Origin of the sequence: Tropicimonas aquimaris, from assembly GCF_042676185.1 — a bacterium.
GTDB classification, from domain to species: domain Bacteria; phylum Pseudomonadota; class Alphaproteobacteria; order Rhodobacterales; family Rhodobacteraceae; genus Tropicimonas; species Tropicimonas aquimaris.
Window position 1 is genome coordinate 98,276 of record NZ_JBHTJT010000012.1, and the last position, 15,881, is coordinate 114,156.

General features: G+C 65.9%; 15 protein-coding genes. 9 read left to right on the top strand and 6 right to left on the bottom strand.

Annotated features, from left to right (window positions below):
• Positions 1-257 precede the first annotated feature (257 nt).
• The 3 genes from ptsP to ACFQ2S_RS10895 form a co-directional block, all read right to left on the bottom strand.
• Positions 258-2,501 carry a phosphoenolpyruvate--protein phosphotransferase gene (gene ptsP / locus ACFQ2S_RS10885; RefSeq protein WP_386074594.1) on the bottom strand — a complete coding sequence of 748 codons (2,244 nt, stop codon included), beginning with the start codon at positions 2,499-2,501 and terminating at the stop codon, positions 258-260.
• Positions 2,502-2,531: 30 nt separating this feature from the next.
• The gene (locus ACFQ2S_RS10890; protein WP_386074484.1) at positions 2,532-3,770 is read right to left on the bottom strand and encodes an aspartate kinase; all 1,239 of its coding nucleotides are present in this window, start codon (positions 3,768-3,770) and stop codon (positions 2,532-2,534) included.
• A 96-nt stretch (positions 3,771-3,866) separates the two neighbouring features.
• Positions 3,867-5,045 (bottom strand): cation:proton antiporter, encoded by a 1,179-nt coding sequence (locus tag ACFQ2S_RS10895; RefSeq protein ID WP_386074485.1) that lies wholly within the window; start codon positions 5,043-5,045, stop codon positions 3,867-3,869.
• Between the two features lie 149 nt (positions 5,046-5,194).
• Here ACFQ2S_RS10895 and ACFQ2S_RS10900 point away from each other — a divergent pair, with 149 nt between their 5' ends.
• The gene (locus ACFQ2S_RS10900; RefSeq protein ID WP_089234436.1) at positions 5,195-5,434 is read left to right on the top strand and encodes a YdcH family protein; all 240 of its coding nucleotides are present in this window, start codon (positions 5,195-5,197) and stop codon (positions 5,432-5,434) included.
• 23 nt (positions 5,435-5,457) lie between these two features.
• On the opposite strand, the gene ACFQ2S_RS10905 is transcribed toward ACFQ2S_RS10900, so the two are convergent.
• Together ACFQ2S_RS10905 and ACFQ2S_RS10910 are read right to left on the bottom strand one after the other, a co-directional pair.
• Entirely contained in the window at positions 5,458-6,843 is a 1,386-nt protein-coding gene (locus ACFQ2S_RS10905; protein WP_386074486.1) for a helix-turn-helix domain-containing protein, read from the bottom strand.
• Positions 6,844-6,892: 49 nt separating this feature from the next.
• Positions 6,893-8,026 carry a multidrug effflux MFS transporter gene (locus ACFQ2S_RS10910; RefSeq protein WP_386074487.1) on the bottom strand — a complete coding sequence of 378 codons (1,134 nt, stop codon included), beginning with the start codon at positions 8,024-8,026 and terminating at the stop codon, positions 6,893-6,895.
• Here ACFQ2S_RS10910 and ACFQ2S_RS10915 point away from each other — a divergent pair.
• The 8 genes from ACFQ2S_RS10915 (at position 8,019) to ACFQ2S_RS10950 (ending at position 15,333) form a co-directional block, all read left to right on the top strand.
• Positions 8,019-8,252: a hypothetical protein gene (locus tag ACFQ2S_RS10915; RefSeq protein WP_386074488.1), complete on the top strand. Its 234-nt coding sequence runs from the start codon at positions 8,019-8,021 to the stop codon at positions 8,250-8,252. The genes ACFQ2S_RS10910 and ACFQ2S_RS10915 overlap by 8 nt on opposite strands.
• Positions 8,253-8,304: 52 nt before the next feature.
• Entirely contained in the window at positions 8,305-9,837 is a 1,533-nt protein-coding gene (locus ACFQ2S_RS10920) for an acyl-CoA carboxylase subunit beta (RefSeq protein WP_089234433.1), read from the top strand.
• Between the two features lie 114 nt (positions 9,838-9,951).
• On the top strand, positions 9,952-10,299 hold the full coding sequence (locus ACFQ2S_RS10925) for a hypothetical protein (RefSeq protein ID WP_386074489.1): 348 nt from the start codon (positions 9,952-9,954) through the stop codon (positions 10,297-10,299).
• A complete protein-coding gene (locus ACFQ2S_RS10930; RefSeq protein WP_386074490.1) occupies positions 10,296-10,691 on the top strand; it encodes a DUF6497 family protein in 396 nt (131 codons plus the stop codon). Before ACFQ2S_RS10925 ends, ACFQ2S_RS10930 begins: the two co-directional genes overlap by 4 nt.
• A gap of 40 nt (positions 10,692-10,731) precedes the next feature.
• On the top strand, positions 10,732-11,124 hold the full coding sequence (locus tag ACFQ2S_RS10935) for a hypothetical protein (RefSeq protein WP_386074491.1): 393 nt from the start codon (positions 10,732-10,734) through the stop codon (positions 11,122-11,124).
• Between the two features lie 310 nt (positions 11,125-11,434).
• Entirely contained in the window at positions 11,435-11,644 is a 210-nt protein-coding gene (locus tag ACFQ2S_RS10940; protein ID WP_386074492.1) for a hypothetical protein, read from the top strand.
• A gap of 141 nt (positions 11,645-11,785) precedes the next feature.
• Positions 11,786-13,786, top strand: a complete 2,001-nt coding sequence (locus ACFQ2S_RS10945; RefSeq protein WP_386074493.1) for an acetyl-CoA carboxylase biotin carboxylase subunit — start codon at positions 11,786-11,788, stop codon at positions 13,784-13,786.
• Positions 13,783-15,333 carry a hypothetical protein gene (locus ACFQ2S_RS10950; protein ID WP_386074494.1) on the top strand — a complete coding sequence of 517 codons (1,551 nt, stop codon included), beginning with the start codon at positions 13,783-13,785 and terminating at the stop codon, positions 15,331-15,333. The genes ACFQ2S_RS10945 and ACFQ2S_RS10950 overlap by 4 nt, the downstream gene beginning before the upstream one ends.
• 16 nt (positions 15,334-15,349) lie before the next feature.
• On the opposite strand, the gene ACFQ2S_RS10955 is transcribed toward ACFQ2S_RS10950, so the two are convergent.
• Positions 15,350-15,835 carry a DUF4174 domain-containing protein gene (locus ACFQ2S_RS10955; RefSeq protein ID WP_386074495.1) on the bottom strand — a complete coding sequence of 162 codons (486 nt, stop codon included), beginning with the start codon at positions 15,833-15,835 and terminating at the stop codon, positions 15,350-15,352.
• Positions 15,836-15,881 lie beyond the last annotated feature (46 nt).

Sequence of the window (15,881 nt, forward strand, 5' to 3'; positions counted from 1 at the left end):
GGGATGCGCGCCCGGGTCCTTTCGGCCTGTATCCGTACTTACATCCGAAAAGGCATTCGGACGCGGTGCTCGTGTTATTCCGGACCAGGCTGGGGATGAGGGACCGACGCCCGATGTTTGGACGATCTGGCGCATCCTGCTCCTGACCGAAACCTAGAGCGGGATGCGTTCGATCTCAACCTCGCTGGGCGGGCTGAAATACTACCTTTTTGGACAGGTTTGATGCGTCGCGCCGCGGGCGGGGCCGGATTTCGTGCTCAGCCCTGCTGGCGAAGCCAGTCCATCACGGCGGGCCGCACCGATTGCATGCCGGTGGCGCGCGCCTCGTCGATGATCTCGCGCACCTCCGCCAGGTTGGACCGGCGCAGCAGATGCTTGACAGGCCCGATTGAGGCCGGCCGCATCGACAGCGCCCGGAACCCCATGGCGGCAAAGCACAATGCCTCCACCGGCCGTCCGGCATCCTCGCCGCAGAAGCTCAGCGGTGTCTTGGTCTCGCGGCACCGCATGACGATCCATTCCAGAAAGGTCAGGAAGGAGACGTTGAGCGTGTCGTAGCGGCGGCGGACCCGTTCGTTCTCGCGGTCTGCTGCAAAGAAGAACTGTTTGAGATCGTTGCCGCCGACCGAGATGAAGTCGGCCTCCTCGAAGAAATGCTTCGGTGCGAAGGCGAGGCTCGGGGTCTCCAGCATGGCGCCGATCTCGAGCTTCTGGGGCAGGACATGGCCGAGCCTTTCCTCCCGTTCCATCTCGGCAAGCAGCGCGCGGCGGGCTGCGAGGAATTCCTCGAACTGCGCCACGAAGGGAAACATGATGGTCAGCGGCCGGCCCGCGGCACCCCGGATCATCGCCTGCAGCTGCATCCGCATGACCCCGGGCTTGTCGAGCCCGACCCGGATCGCGCGCCAGCCGAGCGCGGGGTTGGGTTCGTCCTGCGGCTTCATGTAGGGCAGCACCTTGTCCGAGCCAATGTCGAGGGTGCGGAACACCACGCGCTTGCCCTCGGCGGCATCCAGCACGCGGCTGTAGAGCGCGGCCAGCTCGCCCCGGCTCGGCAGTTTGCTGCGCACGAGGAACTGCAGCTCGGTGCGGAACAGGCCCACGCCCTCGGCGCCGGACGAGCGCAGCGAGGGGAGATCGGCCATGAGGCCCGCGTTCATGTCGAGCCGGATCGTCGGACCGTAGACGGTGGTGGCCGGAACACGGCGGATCGAGGCGTAGCGTTCCTGCGCCTTGGTCATCATCGCCATCTTGTCGCGGAATGCGGCGGTGACGGATTCCTCCGGGCGCAGATGGACGATGCCCTGATCGCCATCGACCAGCACCCGATCGCCGTTAAGCGCCTCGGTGGTGATCCGGTCGGCGTTGATGACCAGCGGGATCGCAAGGGCCCGCGCGACGATGGCGGCGTGGCTGCCGACCGAGCCTTCCTCCAGCACGATCGCCTTGAGCCCGCGACCATAGGCCAGAAGCTCGCCGGGGCCGATGTTGCGTGCCACCAGCACCGGATCCTCCGGCATCTCGACGCCACTGTCGGTCCCCTGGCCGGTCAGCAGGCGCAGGAGCCGGTTGCTGAGGTCGTCGAGGTCGTGCAGCCGTTCCCGAAGATAGGGGTCCGGGACCTGCTGCATCCGGACGCGCGCTGCGGTCTGCTCCTTCTCGACGGCGGCCTCGGCCGACAGGCCGCGATTGATGTCGGCCTCCATGCGTCGCATCCAGCCCTTGGAATTCGCGAACATGCGATAGGCTTCCAGAACGTCGCGCTGGTCCTTGTCGGCGTCGTCAGCGCCGGTCAGCATCTCGTCGACCGAGATCCGCAGCTTGTCGACGGCCTGCTGGAGGCGGCTGAGTTCGGCCTCCGCATCGTCTGCGAAAGGGTTGGTCACCACGACGCGCGGCTCGTGCAGAAAGACCTGCCCCATCGCCGCGCCCTCCTGGCCGACGTTGCCGCGCACCATCACCGGGTGCTGGTGCGGCGCCGCCATGGCCGCGCCTTCGCCGATGAAGGCTCCGAGCTCGGTCATTTCGGCCAGCACCATGGCCACGACCTCGAGCGCATATACCTCGTCGTCGACATAGGCCTTCTGTTCCTTGGACTGGACGACGAGCACGCCGAGCTTTTCGCCCAGTCGCTGGATCGGAACGCCGAGGAAGGCCGAATAGATCTCCTCGCCGGTCTCCGGCATGTAGCGGAAGCCTGCCTCGGAGGGCGCATTGCCGGTGTTGATCGGCTTGGTCGAGGCCGCGACGCGGCCGACTAGGCCCTCGCCCATCCGCATCCGGGTCTTGTGCACGGCCTCGGCCTTCAGGCCCTCGGTCGCGCAGAGCTCCAGCGTTTCCTCGTCCCGGAACAGGTAGATCGAGCAGACCGGAGTGTGCATCTCCTCCGCGATCAGCCGGGTGATGCGGTCGAGACGTTCCTGACCCTCGGCCGGCTCCGCAAGAGCCTGCTTCAGCCGGCCCAGCAGCCGTCTGCTTGAAGTCTGCCTGTCGCTCACCAGTCCCTATCCCCTGCGGGTGGCGGGGCGGCGTTAGCCCGCTTTCTCCAACCCGAAGGCATCATGGAGCGCCTGAACCGCCAGTTCCAGATATTTCCGGTCGATCAGGACGGAGATCTTGATCTCCGATGTTGTAATGACCTTGATATTAATACCTTCCGAGGAAAGTGCCTCGAACATTTGCGCTGCAACGCCGGTATGGCTGCGCATCCCGATGCCGACGACCGAAACCTTGCACACATCGCTGTCCACTTCCAGCCCGTGGAAGTTGATCAGGCCCTTCTCGCGGGCTTCCTGGACCGCGCGGTCGGCGCGGGTCACCTGGTTGGTCGGGCAGGAGAAGGTCATGTCGGTGCGCCCCTCCTCCGAGATGTTCTGGATGATCATGTCCACGTTGACCCCGGCTTCCGAGAGGGCCCCGAAGATCGCGGCCGCCACCCCGGGCCGGTCCGCGACCGACATGAGCGTGATCTTGGCTTCGTCGCGGCTGTAGGCCACGCCCGAGACGACATTGCTTTCCATGATTTCCTCCTCGTCGCAGACCAGCGTGCCTGCAGTGGGGTCGTATTCTTCAAAGCTCGACAGAACGCGGAGCGGCACCTTGTAGCGCATTGCCAGTTCCACCGACCGGGTCTGCAGAACCTTGGCGCCGAGGCTGGCAAGCTCCAGCATCTCCTCGAAGGCGATCTTGTCGAGCTTGCGGGCCTTGGACGTGATCCGCGGGTCGGTCGTGTAGACGCCGTCCACGTCGGTGTAGATGTCGCAGCGCTCCGCGCCGAAAGCGGCGGCGAAGGCGACGGCGGTGGTGTCGGAGCCGCCGCGGCCGAGCGTTGTGATCCGCCCCTCTGGCGAGATGCCCTGGAAGCCGGCGACCACCGCGACCTTCATGCCTTCGGCGAACTTGGCGTTCATGTTGTCGGTCGGGATCGATTCGATACGGGCGGAGGCGTGGGCGCTCGTCGTCTTGAGCGGCACCTGCCAGCCCTGCCAGGAGCGGGCGGGGATGTCCATTTCCTGGAGCGTCAGGGCCATCAGGCCGGCGGTCACGTTCTCGCCCGAGCTGACGACGGCGTCGTATTCGCGCGCGTCGAACAGCGGCGAGGTCTCCTCGACCCAGCCCACGAGCTCGTTGGTCTTGCCGGCCATGGCCGAGACGATCACGATGACGTCGTATCCATTCGCGACCTCGCGGCCGACACGCTTCGCCGCGCGCCGGATCCGGTCCAGTGTGGCGACCGAGGTGCCGCCGAATTTCATCACCAGAAGCGGCATGGTGCCCGCCTATCCCTTTGTATTGTCCGCGAGCGGGGATAGGGGAAGGGCGCAGCAGACGCAAGGGCAGCCGTTGAGGTGGGCTGGGGCGGAAGGTCACGCGTCGGTTGAGCCCTCGCGCGCACTGGCGCGGCGCGCGGCCCAGAGCGTTGCCGGCGGTCCTGCGAGTTCGAAGACGACAGTCGTGCCGACGGCCAGGACAGTGAGGGTCTCGCCCCATTCCGGGAAGGCCTCGGCAGCGACCAGCGCCATGCCGACCGCCACGCCCGCCTGCGGTAGCAAGGAAAGCCCAATCAACAGGCGCTGTTCCCTCGGGGCGCCGGCCAGCCACGCCCCGACCCAGCCGCCGGCCAGCCGTGCCGCAACCCGCAGGGCGATGTAGGCCAGCCCGAGCGTCCCGATCTGCCAGAGCGCACCAAGATCCAGGGTGGCGCCGGCGAGGATGAAGAACAGCACGAGGAACGGCCATTCGAAGCCCTCGATCTCGTGGAAGGCGCGCTCGTGGTGCCGGGCGACGTTCACGATGATCGTCCCCGCGGTCATGCCGGCGATCAGGTAGGACAGATCGAAGCGGATCGCGATCCCTGCGGTCAGGAAAACGATGGCCAGCGCCTCGGATTGCGAGGGCTCGCCCGGCCTGAGCCGGCCTGTCAGCGCCGCGGCGGGCAGACCGACGGCTGCGCCGAGCGCTACGGAGCCCGCGATCTCGCGGATCGCGCCCAGGACCATACCCGTTTCGTTGGTGCCGCTTCCCTGCGCGACCGCCACCATCACGAGGCTGAAGGCAATCAGGCCCCAGGCGTCGTCGATCGCCACGATGCCGCGCAGGGTGTCGGCAAAGCCGCCCGTCTCCCCGGCCTGGTCGAGCGCGTCGTTGGTCGCGGCGGGGTCTGTGGCGGTTGCCACGGACGCCAGAACGAAGGCGAGACCGGGCGGGACGCCGATCAGCCAGAGGCCGGTGCCGACCACGGCCAGCGTCGCCACCACGACCGTCAGGGAGATCGCGATGATGACGGTGCCGTGCTCCCGTATGTTTCCGAGAGTCAACGCGCCGCCGAGCAGGAAGGCCACCATCGTGAGCGCGATAATGGAGAGGGGCTCATAGAGCGCCTTTACGTCGTCCGGCAACAGGTCCAGCCCTCCGCTCCCGACGAGGAGACCGCAGCCGAGCAGAAGGCTGACCCGGGGCAGCCGCGTGCGCCGCCCGATCTGATCGGCGAGCAGGCCCGCGAGAAACAGCGCGCCCAGAGTGATGAATGTGACGGCGGTCTCCATGGTGCGGCAAGTCTAGGATGAAGAGCGTCCGCCTGTAACGGTGGCTCCCAGTCACATCCGGCGAATTCGTCAGCGTTTGACGCAGGTCAACGACGCCGTCCGAGTCGCGGCGTCAAAAATTGATCGCATAAAAAGAGAGGAGAGACGCCATGTCCCACGTCCCCCATGAGCTTTCGGAGGAATTTCCGTCGCAGATCGCGCTGATCGGCAAACTCGTGAGCGAGGATCCCGAGTTCGCCGAGATGGCCGCGGAATACATGAAGCTCAACCAGCGCGTCCACGAAGCCGACACCTATGTGAAGCCGATGGAAGAGCTGGCGGAGCACCAGTTGAAGAAGCGCCGGGCGTTTCTGAAGGACGAAATCAACCGAAGGCTGGCGGAGGCGTGAGCCGGCCCGGGCGGTAAGCCGCCCTATTCGCCAATCTCGTAAGGCAGGGTGCCGCGCCGGTCGGGCGTGACACGAAGGCTGTGCTCCAGCGGCGGAAGCGATCGCTGGTGGCAGTTGCGCCTTTCACAGATTCGGCACGACGTTCCGATGGGTTCGAAGGCGGACGGATTTCCGGTGTCGAGCCCGTCGGCATAGACGAGTTCCCGCGCGAAGCCGACGTCGCAGCCGAGCGCGATGGCGAAGCGCCGGTCGGGCTCGCCCCAGGCGCCGCCGGATTTCGAGACGTCGCGCGCCAGCAGTATATAGCGCTCGCCATCCGGGGTCTCGGCAAGTTGGCGCAGGAAGTGGCCCGGCGTCTCGAAGGCGCGGTGCACGTTCCACAGCGGGCAGGCGCCGCCGAAGCGGGCGAACTGCATCCGCGCGGCCGAATGCCGTTTGGTGATCGTTCCCGCCTGGTCCACCCGCACAAAGAAGAACGGCACGCCCTTGTCGCCGCCGCGCTGGAGCGTCGAGAGCCGGTGCGCCACCTGCTCGATCGAGGCCCCGAAGCGCAGCGCCAGCCGCTCCAGGTCGTGCCGCGTCTCGCGGGCGGCGGCTCGGAACCGGCCATAGGGCAGCAGCGCCGCGCCGGCGAAGTAGTTGGCCATGCCGATCTTGGCGATGGCGCGCGCCTCCTCGGTCTGGAATCGGGCGAGGTCCAGCGTCGCCTCCAGCAGGTCGTTCTGGGTCAGCAGCGCGACCTGGTGCAGAAGCTGAAAGTTCTGCGTCGCGGGGCTGGCGCGGGCGGAGAGGTTCAGGACCCGTGCATCGGCGTCATATGCGCGCAGGCTCGCCGCCTCGCCGACACGGATACCGATGCCTCGCTCGTCGAACACGGCACGGGCGGCCGCCATCGGGTCGTCCCCGGCGAAATGCTCGGCGGCGCGGTCTACCGCGTCGATGTAATTGTCGATGTAGTGAAAAAAGTCCCGTACTTCCTCCCAAGGCGTGCGGGCCATGCGGGCACTGTCCTGCCCGAGGGCGGCGTCAAGGGAGATCAGCCGTTCCTGGGTCCGGCGATAGGCGCTGTGCAGCTCCAGGAAGGCGCGGGTCAGGGCGGGGGCGTTGGAGGCGACGAGGCGCAGGTCTGCCAATGGCGGCGTGCCGGAGAAGATCGGGTCGGCCAGCGCCTCTCGCATGTCGCCGACCAGCCGCTCTGTGTCGCCCGAGCTGAGTTCGGTCACGTCGAGCCCGAATTCCTGCGCCAGGGCCAGCACCACCGATGTCGAGATCGGCCGGTGGTTGTTCTCCATCTGGTTCAGATAGGGCAGCGAGACGCCCAGCTTGGCGGCAAAGACCTTCTGCGTCAGTCCCAGCTTGGACCGGATCTCGTTCAGCTTGGCGCCGGCGTAGAGCTTCTTCTGTACCATGGGGGCTCTTTGCAAATTCTCGAATGAGCCGATCTAATCTTTGCAAAGATCAGCTGGCAAGCTGCAAAATCCGCTCCCGTCGGCGCACGTAGAGGATGCAGAGGAGCGACACGAGCGAGGAGCCGGCCATCAGCCATTGCAGCGGCATCGGCGTCGTGGCGCCTTCGAGCACATGCCCGGCCATCACCGAGAGCGCGGCGCCACCACCGATCTGGATGAACCCGCCGAGCCCGCTGGCCGTGCCGGCGAGTTGCGGCCGGACGGAGAGCATCCCGGCGGTGCCGTTGGGAATGACCATGCCATTGCCCAGCCCGAGGGTGGTGACGAGGCTGAAGAAGATGATCGGCTCGTGCAGTCCTGCAAACCCCAGCAGCAGCGACAGCCCCATGCCGGTGGTGGTTGCCAGGGTGCCCCAGAGGATCAGCCGGTTGATACCGTAATGCGCGGAAAACCGGCCGGAGATGAAATTGCCCAGCGTGTAGCCGACGGCGGGCGCGCCGAAGCAGACCCCGGTCCAGAAGGGCGAAAGGCCGAAGACTTCGTCCGCCACGTAGGGCGCGCCACCGAGGAAGCCGAAGAAGGCTCCGGAGGCGAAGGCGGTCGCCAAAGCGTAGCCCCAGAAACGCTGCGAGGCGAGGAGTTCGGGATAGTCGCGCACCTGCCTGGCGAAGCTGGTGCCGGTATTGGTGGCGGTCTCGCCCATGTCGGCCCATGCGAGCCAGCCGATCAGCCCGCCCGCAAGCATCAGGAAGACAAAGATCGCCTGCCAGCCGAAGAGCTGCTCCAGCGTGCCGCCGATCATCGGGGCGAACATTGGCACCAGCGACATGCCCATTGTGACATAGCCGATGCGGGAGGCGGCCTGGTCCTGCGGGTAGACGTCCCGCACTACCGCGCGCGACAGCACCATGCCGACCGCGACGACGGCCTGCAGCATCCGGAAGGCGAGGAAGACGGTCACGTTCGGCGCGAGCAGGCAGCCCAGCGTGGCGATCAGGAAGACCGAGATCGAAATGCCCACCACCGGGCGGCGTCCGTAGCGGTCCGAGATCGGTCCGATCAGCAGCTGCATGACGGCAGTTGTGGCCAGATACAGGGAAACCGACAGCTGCATGATCGCGTAATCGGTGCCGAAATGCTCGGTCATCGCGGGCAGGGACGGCAGGAAGATACTCATGTTCATCGCCGACAATCCGGCGAGGAAGACGAGTGTGACGATATGTGGCGGCGTGGTTCGGTCCAGAATGCGGACCGTGGGCGGTGTAAACATGCTCGGGCCTTATCTGCTCACCGGCGCGAAGTCTATCGGGGCAAGGGAAAATCGCCCCGCGCCAATGATTTTCCGGATTTGCATTTTGCTCTCATTGATCTGCCAATACTTTGCAAATTTTCAAAATGGCGCTTCCTGAATGGCCTCCCGTTTTGATAGGCATTGGACCAGCAAATCAAGGGGACGGAGACATGAAGGACATTCTCGAAGAGCTGGAAACCCGCCGTGCCTCTGCGCGCCTGGGTGGCGGGCAACGCCGGATCGACAACCAGCACCAGAAGGGCAAGCTGACGGCGCGTGAGCGCATCGACCTGCTGCTCGACGAAGGCTCCTTTGAGGAGTTCGACATGTTCGTGGCCCATCGCTGCACCGATTTCGGCATGCAGGCCGAGAAGCCCGCCGGTGACGGGGTGGTCACCGGCTGGGGCACGATCAACGGGCGCATGGTCTACGTGTTCAGCCAGGACTTCACCGTCTTCGGCGGCTCGCTCTCGGCGACCCATGCGCAGAAGATCTGCAAGATCATGGACATGGCGGTGCAGAACGGCGCCCCGGTGATCGGGCTGAACGACTCGGGCGGGGCGCGGATCCAGGAGGGCGTGGACAGTCTCGCCGGATACGCCGAGGTGTTCCAGCGCAACATCGAGGCGTCCGGCGTGGTGCCGCAGATCTCGGTGATCATGGGGCCCTGCGCGGGCGGCGCGGTCTATTCGCCGGCGATGACCGATTTCATCTTCATGGTGAAGGACACCTCCTACATGTTCGTCACCGGCCCTGACGTGGTGAAGACCGTGACCAACGAGGTCGTGACCGCGGAGGAGCTGGGAGGCGCCTCGACCCACACCCGGAAGTCGTCGGTCGCCGACGGGGCCTTCGAGAACGATGTCGAGGCGCTGATCGAGATCCGGCGGCTGTTCGACTTCCTGCCCTCGAACAACCGCCAGAAGGCGCCGGTGCGGCCGTTCTTCGACTCGCCCGCCCGCGTGGAGGAGAGCCTCGACACGCTGATCCCGGACAACGCACATACCCCTTACGACATGAAGGAGCTGATCCTGAAGGTCGCGGACGAGGGCGACTTCTACGAGATCCAGGAGGATTACGCGAAGAACATCATCACCGGCTTCATCCGGATCGAGGGGCAGACCACCGGCGTCGTGGCCAACCAGCCGATGGTGCTGGCCGGCTGTCTCGACATCGACAGCTCGCGCAAGGCGGCGCGCTTCGTGCGCTTCTGCGACGCCTTCGAAATCCCGCTGCTGACCTTTGTCGACGTGCCGGGCTTCCTGCCGGGGACGGGCCAGGAATACGGCGGGGTCATCAAGCACGGCGCCAAGCTGCTCTTCGCCTTTGGCGAGGCGACGGTGCCGAAGGTGACGGTGATTACCCGCAAGGCCTATGGCGGGGCCTATGACGTGATGAGCTCGAAGCACCTGCGGGGAGACATCAACTATGCCTGGCCGACCGCCGAGATCGCGGTGATGGGGGCAAAGGGCGCCACCGAAATCCTCTATCGCTCCGAACTGGGCGACCCGGAGAAGATCGCGGCGCGCACCGCGGAATACGAGTCGCGGTTTGCCAACCCTTTCGTCGCCGCCGAGCGCGGTTTCATCGATGAGGTGATCCAGCCGCACTCGACCCGCCGACGGGTGGCCCGTGCCTTTGCCAGCCTGCGCAACAAGCGGCGCGAGACGCCGTGGAAGAAACACAACAACATCCCGTTGTGAGATGAGGCCGAGGCCGGGGGCGCTGCCCCCGGACCCCCGGGGTATTTGAGCCAAGAAGAAGGTGTCGCACGAGATGTTGCCTGACGGACGGGTGGCCCTGCACGGGAGATGCGGATGAGGCGTGGCGGCTGGCATGTGCTGCGCGATGGCGCGATCCTGGTGCTGGCGCGCCAGGTGCCGCTGCGGTTCGACGTGGTGGCGGCCGGTCGGTTCCCCCCGGTGCGCCGGGAGCGGCTCGCGACGCAGATCCGCCAGGACCTCTGGCGCGCGCTTCAGGGGCAGCGGGGCTTCTCCCCGGTGGTCGAGGTGACCGACCGCGGCGATTTCGTCGAGGTTCGGGCCGGAGGCCGGGTGGCCGCGGGCAGGTTCGACCGGGCCGGGCTGGAGGCGCGGATCGAGGCCGTGCTGGCGGAGCCCCGCAACCGGGCGCGATGGTTGCGCTGTGCCGGGAGGGCCGGATGATGGATCTGCGCGGGGCAGCGCTGGCGGCTGCAATCCTGCTGGGAGGCCAGGCGGCCGCGGCGCAGGAGGTGACCCTGCCGTCGGGGTTGGTCGTCAGCTTCCATGACCGGATCGTCGAGGTCCAGTCCGACGGCGAGACCTGGCTGACCTTGCGCTACATCTCGCCCCGGATCGGTGCGGAGGACGGGGAGGTCGGCTATGACGAGATTTCCGCCGATCTCGATGCGCTCTGCGAGACGCAGGGGCGCGCCGAAGCGGCGGAAGCGGGAGCGGTGCAGCAGGTGAACATCACCCTGATGGACCGCGCCATCGAGCGGGGCACGTTCGATCCCGAAGCGACGATGTTCATAGGGGCCTACCTGCTGGCCGACACTGGATGTGTCTGGCAATGAGGTGGGGTCCGGAGAAAGAGGCGGCCGGAAAGGGCAGCGCATGCTGAAGCACAGAGGATTTCCGAGCCGCCTGGCCGGAACCGATTACCAGTTCACCATTCGCCGGGAGAACAAGTCCGGCGCCACGCCGCTCCAGGCGCGCAAGCGTCATGCGGACCGCAGGCCGGCGGATCGGCGCGCGGACGAGGGCTTTTTGCTGGCCTTGCTGGAGCAGTTCGGCGACGCGCCCTTCGAGCGCGGCAATCTCGACGCGGGCCGGCTCAGCTGGCTGTTCGGGCGCGAGGTGGTGCCGGCGGAGGAGCCGTTCGATCCGGCGTCCTACGAGGCGCTGCTGCGTGTCGACCTGGCGGAGGTGCAGAGTAGCTACCCGAACATGCTGGATAACTTCGAGATCATCGAAGACGGCGACGAGGACGGTGAAGGATGGGCGTGAACCTGCCGAACCCTACCGGATTCCGGCGGGAAGTGGCTGATTGCCGGGCCGCCGCGCGCAAGTGCTTTGATCTGTGGGCCGCTTGCTGCACCAATGTCTCGAGAACGGCGCATCCCAGCACACCCGCCGTTTTCGGGATCTATCCAGGTACCCTTTCTCACTTACGGCGGCCGTGGGCTTTGTCCCGGCCGCCGATCTTTTCCGGCCGTCGGCATCGGCGGGATTTGGCCGTCGGGGGCAGCATCCGATTTCCTTTTGCGTTCGGCGGACTAGGATCGCCGAAACAACTATCCTCGAAAGGAAAAACAAGATGGCAAAACCTATCAAGCTCGCGTCTCTTCTGGCCTGTATCGCGCTTCTGGCGGCGTGCGAAGGCAACTCCAACCTGGAGAATGCCGCAATCGGGGCCGGTGCAGGCGCAGGCGTCTCGGCGCTCACGGGGACCAATCTCGGCACGTCCGTTGCTGTTGGCGCCGCTGCAGGTGCGCTTTCGAACGACGCGCGCGACGCCATCAACTGATAAGGAATTCGGCCGGGTCACCGGCCAGGCAAGATGCATGGCAGGGCCATCGGAGCTGATCGCTCCGGTGGCCCTTGTCATGTCTGACAGACAGGAGGGGCCGCGCGCGCGGCTCATGGGAGAACGGGGAAGGAACCGAGGATGTTCAAGAAGCTGCTGATTGCCAACCGGGGCGAGATTGCTTGCCGGGTCATCAAGAGCGCGCGGAAGATGGGACTCCAGACCGTCGCGATCTATTCTGACGCCGACCGCGATGCGTTACACGTCAAGATGGCGGACGAAGCGGTGCATATCGGCCCGCCGCCGGCCAACCAGTCCTATATCGTGATCGACAAGGTCATGGACGCGATCCGGCAGACCGGCGCGGAGGCGGTGCATCCCGGCTACGGTTTCCTGTCGGAGAACATGAAGTTCGCGCAGGCGCTCGAGGCCGAGGGCGTGGCCTTCGTCGGGCCGCCGGCCGGGGCGATCGAGGCGATGGGCGACAAGATCACCTCCAAGAAGCTGGCGCAGGAGGCCGGGGTCTCGACCGTGCCCGGCTACATGGGCCTGATCGAGGATGCCGAGGAAGCGGTGCGGATCTCCAACGAGGTCGGCTATCCGGTGATGATCAAGGCCTCCGCCGGTGGCGGCGGCAAAGGTATGCGGATCGCCTGGAGCGACGATGAGGCGCGCGAGGGCTTCCAGTCGTCCAAGAACGAGGCGGCCAGCAGCTTTGGCGACGACCGGATCTTCATCGAGAAATTCGTCACCCAGCCGCGGCACATCGAGATCCAGGTGCTGGCCGACAAGCACGGCAACACGATCTATCTCAACGAGCGCGAATGCTCCATCCAGCGGCGCAACCAGAAGGTGATCGAGGAGGCCCCGAGCCCGTTCCTCGACCCCGAGACCCGCAAGGCGATGGGCGAACAGGCCTGCGCGCTGGCGCGGGCTGTGGATTACTGTTCTGCCGGGACTGTGGAATTCATCGTCGACGGCGACAAGAACTTCTACTTCCTCGAGATGAACACCCGCCTTCAGGTGGAGCATCCCGTGACCGAGCTGATCACCGGCGTCGACCTCGTGGAGCAGATGATCCGCGTCGCGGCGGGCGAGAAGCTTGAGATCGCCCAGCAGGACGTGGGGATCAACGGCTGGGCCATTGAGAGCCGGCTCTACGCCGAGGACCCCTATCGCAACTTCCTGCCGTCGATCGGCCGGCTGACGCGCTATCGCCCTCCGGCGGAGGTGGCGAACGGCGAGGCCGCGGTGCGCAACGACACAGGGGTGTTCGAGGGCGGCGAAATCTCGATGTTCTACGACCCGATGATCGCCAAGCTCTGCAGTTGGGCGCCGGATCGTGCCGCGGCGATCGAGGTGATGCGCGATGCGCTGGACAGTTTCGAGGTCGAGGGGATCGGGCACAACCTGCCCTTCCTGTCGGCGGTGATGGATCACCCGCGTTTCATCGAGGGCAACATCACCACCGCATTCATCGCCGAGGAATATCCCGAGGGCTTCGGCGGCGTGCAGCTTTCTCCGGAGGATCGGCAGATGGTCGCGGCGGTCGCAGCGGGCGCCTTCCGCGTGGCGGAAATCCGGCGCACGAGGATCAGCGGGACCATCGACAACCACAAGCGCCAGGTCGGCAAGGAGTGGATCGTTTCGGTCGATGGCGAGGAGTTCCCGGTGACCATTGAGGCCCATCGCAAGGGAACCGACGTACTCTTCGAGGACGGGCGCTGTATCAAGATGCAGAGCGACTGGACCCCGGGCGACAGCCTCGCGGTGGTCAAGGTGGACGGCGTCAAGCACGCTTTCAAGATGCAGAAGATCACCGCCGGCTACCGGATTCGTTTCCGTGGCGCCGACGTCAAGGTGCGCTGCTACACGCCGCGGCAGGCCGAGCTTGCACGGCTGATGCCGGAAAAACTGCCGCCCGATACCTCGAAGATGCTGCTTTGCCCGATGCCCGGGCTGGTGGTGAAGGTGAACGTGCAGGTCGGCGACGAGGTGCAGGAGGGGCAGGCGCTGTGCACCGTCGAGGCGATGAAGATGGAGAACATCCTGCGCGCCGAGAAACAGGCGGTCGTCACCGCGATCAACGCGGGGCCCGGCGACAGCCTGGCCGTCGATGACGTGATAATGGAGTTCGAATGAGCCAGGCGGCGACACTGGAGGGCGCGGCGCGCGGGCGGCTCCGGCTGCCGGCGGTGAGCCTTGCGAGCGTGTTGCTGGGCTTCGCGGCCCTCCAGATCGCTGCCTATCTTAATGCCGGTGTCTTCGAATACCCGCTGGACGACGTCTACATCCACCTCGCGGTGGCCGAGCAGATCGCCGCCGGGGGCTACGGGGTGAACCCCGGGGAATATGCCTCCGCGGCCTCCTCGCCGGTCTACCCTCTCTTGCTGGTGCCCTTTGCCGGCAGCGAGGCGCAGCGCTTCCTGCCGCTGGTCTGGAACATCGCTGCGCTCGCTGCCTGCGGATGGCTCTGGGGGCGTATCCTGGTGCAGGCGGGATACGACACGGCGGATCGCGCCTTCGGCGTTCTGCTGGCCGTTGCCGTGCCATTGGTCCTGAACCTGCCCGGCATTGCCTACATCGGCATGGAGCACACTCTGCACACGGCTACGAGCCTCGCGGTGATCCTCGGGTTGCTGGTGCTGGTCGATGAGAATCGGGTGTCTCCCTGGCTGATCGCCGGCGTTCTGCTTGGTCCGGCGATGCGCTTTGAAGCACTTGCGATCTCCGGGCTGGCGGCGCTCTTCCTGATTCTGCGTGGTCACGTGCGCGCGGGGTTCCTGTGCGGTGTCGGGGCGCTGGCTGTGGCCGGGCTTTTCACGGCCTTTCTGGTCTCGCTCGGGCTGGACCCTTTGCCCAGTTCCGTGCAAGCCAAGCTCGGCGCGAGCGCATCGCTTTCGGACCGCGTCGCCGAGACATTTCAGACGCCACTCAAGCGCAATACCGTCTTACTGATAGGAGCGCTTCTGGCGGCGTTGCTCTTGCTGCGGCAAGTGCCGTCGAACGCTGCGCGTCGAGCCCTCCTGCCGTTTATAGCGCTTGCACTCCTGGCCCATCTTGTTGCTGGCAAGACCGGCTGGATGAACCGATACGAGAATTACATTCTCGTGGCCTCCGTGTCCGGCCTGCTGGCATGTGCCGCCGCCGCGACGCCGATTGCCAAGGCTCAGGCGCTACTGCCGGTCGCGTTGGCTGCAGCGGTCTACACACCTGAATTCATTCTGAAATACCCGCACGCCACGCGCACCATCGATCGCCAGCAGGCGCAGATGGCACGTTTCGCACAGGATTTCCATGTTGGCCCGGTGGCTGTGAACGATATCGGCCGCGTTGCCTGGGGCAATCGTCACTATGTGCTCGACCTGTGGGGCCTCGGTTCGCTCGATGCTCTGCGCTATCGCAGGAGCGGTGATACCGACCGCTGGGCAGGATTGCTCGCAGAGCAGCACGGTATCAACCTCGCAATGATCTATGACGCATGGCTGGGGGCGCAGATCGGCGAAAACTGGGTGCGCCTCGGCCAGCTGGAACTTGAGGGGCCTTCGGATTACGCGCATCAGTCACAGGTCGCCTTCTACGCCGCGTCCTCCGATGTCGCGCCCGGCCTTCTCGCGAAAATTCAGGAGTGGCAGCATGGTTTGCCCGAGGGCGCGTACTTCGTTCCTGAGCCGGAGGCCCTTCGATGATCGATGCGGCGGCCTGTCACTGGGTGAGTGTGCTGCCGCGGCCTTCGCGGATCTCGTCGCGCCGGAGCGGCGTCTTGTCGATCGACCGCGAGATCTCGCGGGTCGACCAGGGCGAGGGCTTGCGCAGCTTTACCACGCCATCCTTGTCGACCAGCACGAGCGCGAAGCCGCGTGGCCGCAGGTCCCGCCGGGCCTCCGTACGGGCGGTGGGGTCGGTGTCGGTGATCACGATGACGTCGCGCTCGACCAGGTCACGGGGGCGTTCTGCCAGCAATTGCATCTGCTGGATGTACCGCGGATCGGCTGGCGTGTCGGCAAACACCGCGAGCACGCGCTTCAGCCAAAGAAATTCGCCGATATCGACCGATGCCGCATCCATGATCTGTAGCCCTTCGGTTGCAGTGCCGGGGGCAGGGGCCTGCGAAGCCTCCTGCGCCTGTGCGGAAGCCGCCGCTACAAGCATCAGACTGGCAAGCAAGGCTGTCAGGGGTTTGCGGCGCAAGTCGGGCTCTCCTCGTGTCGATCATGATATAGGTGAGGGGTTCGGG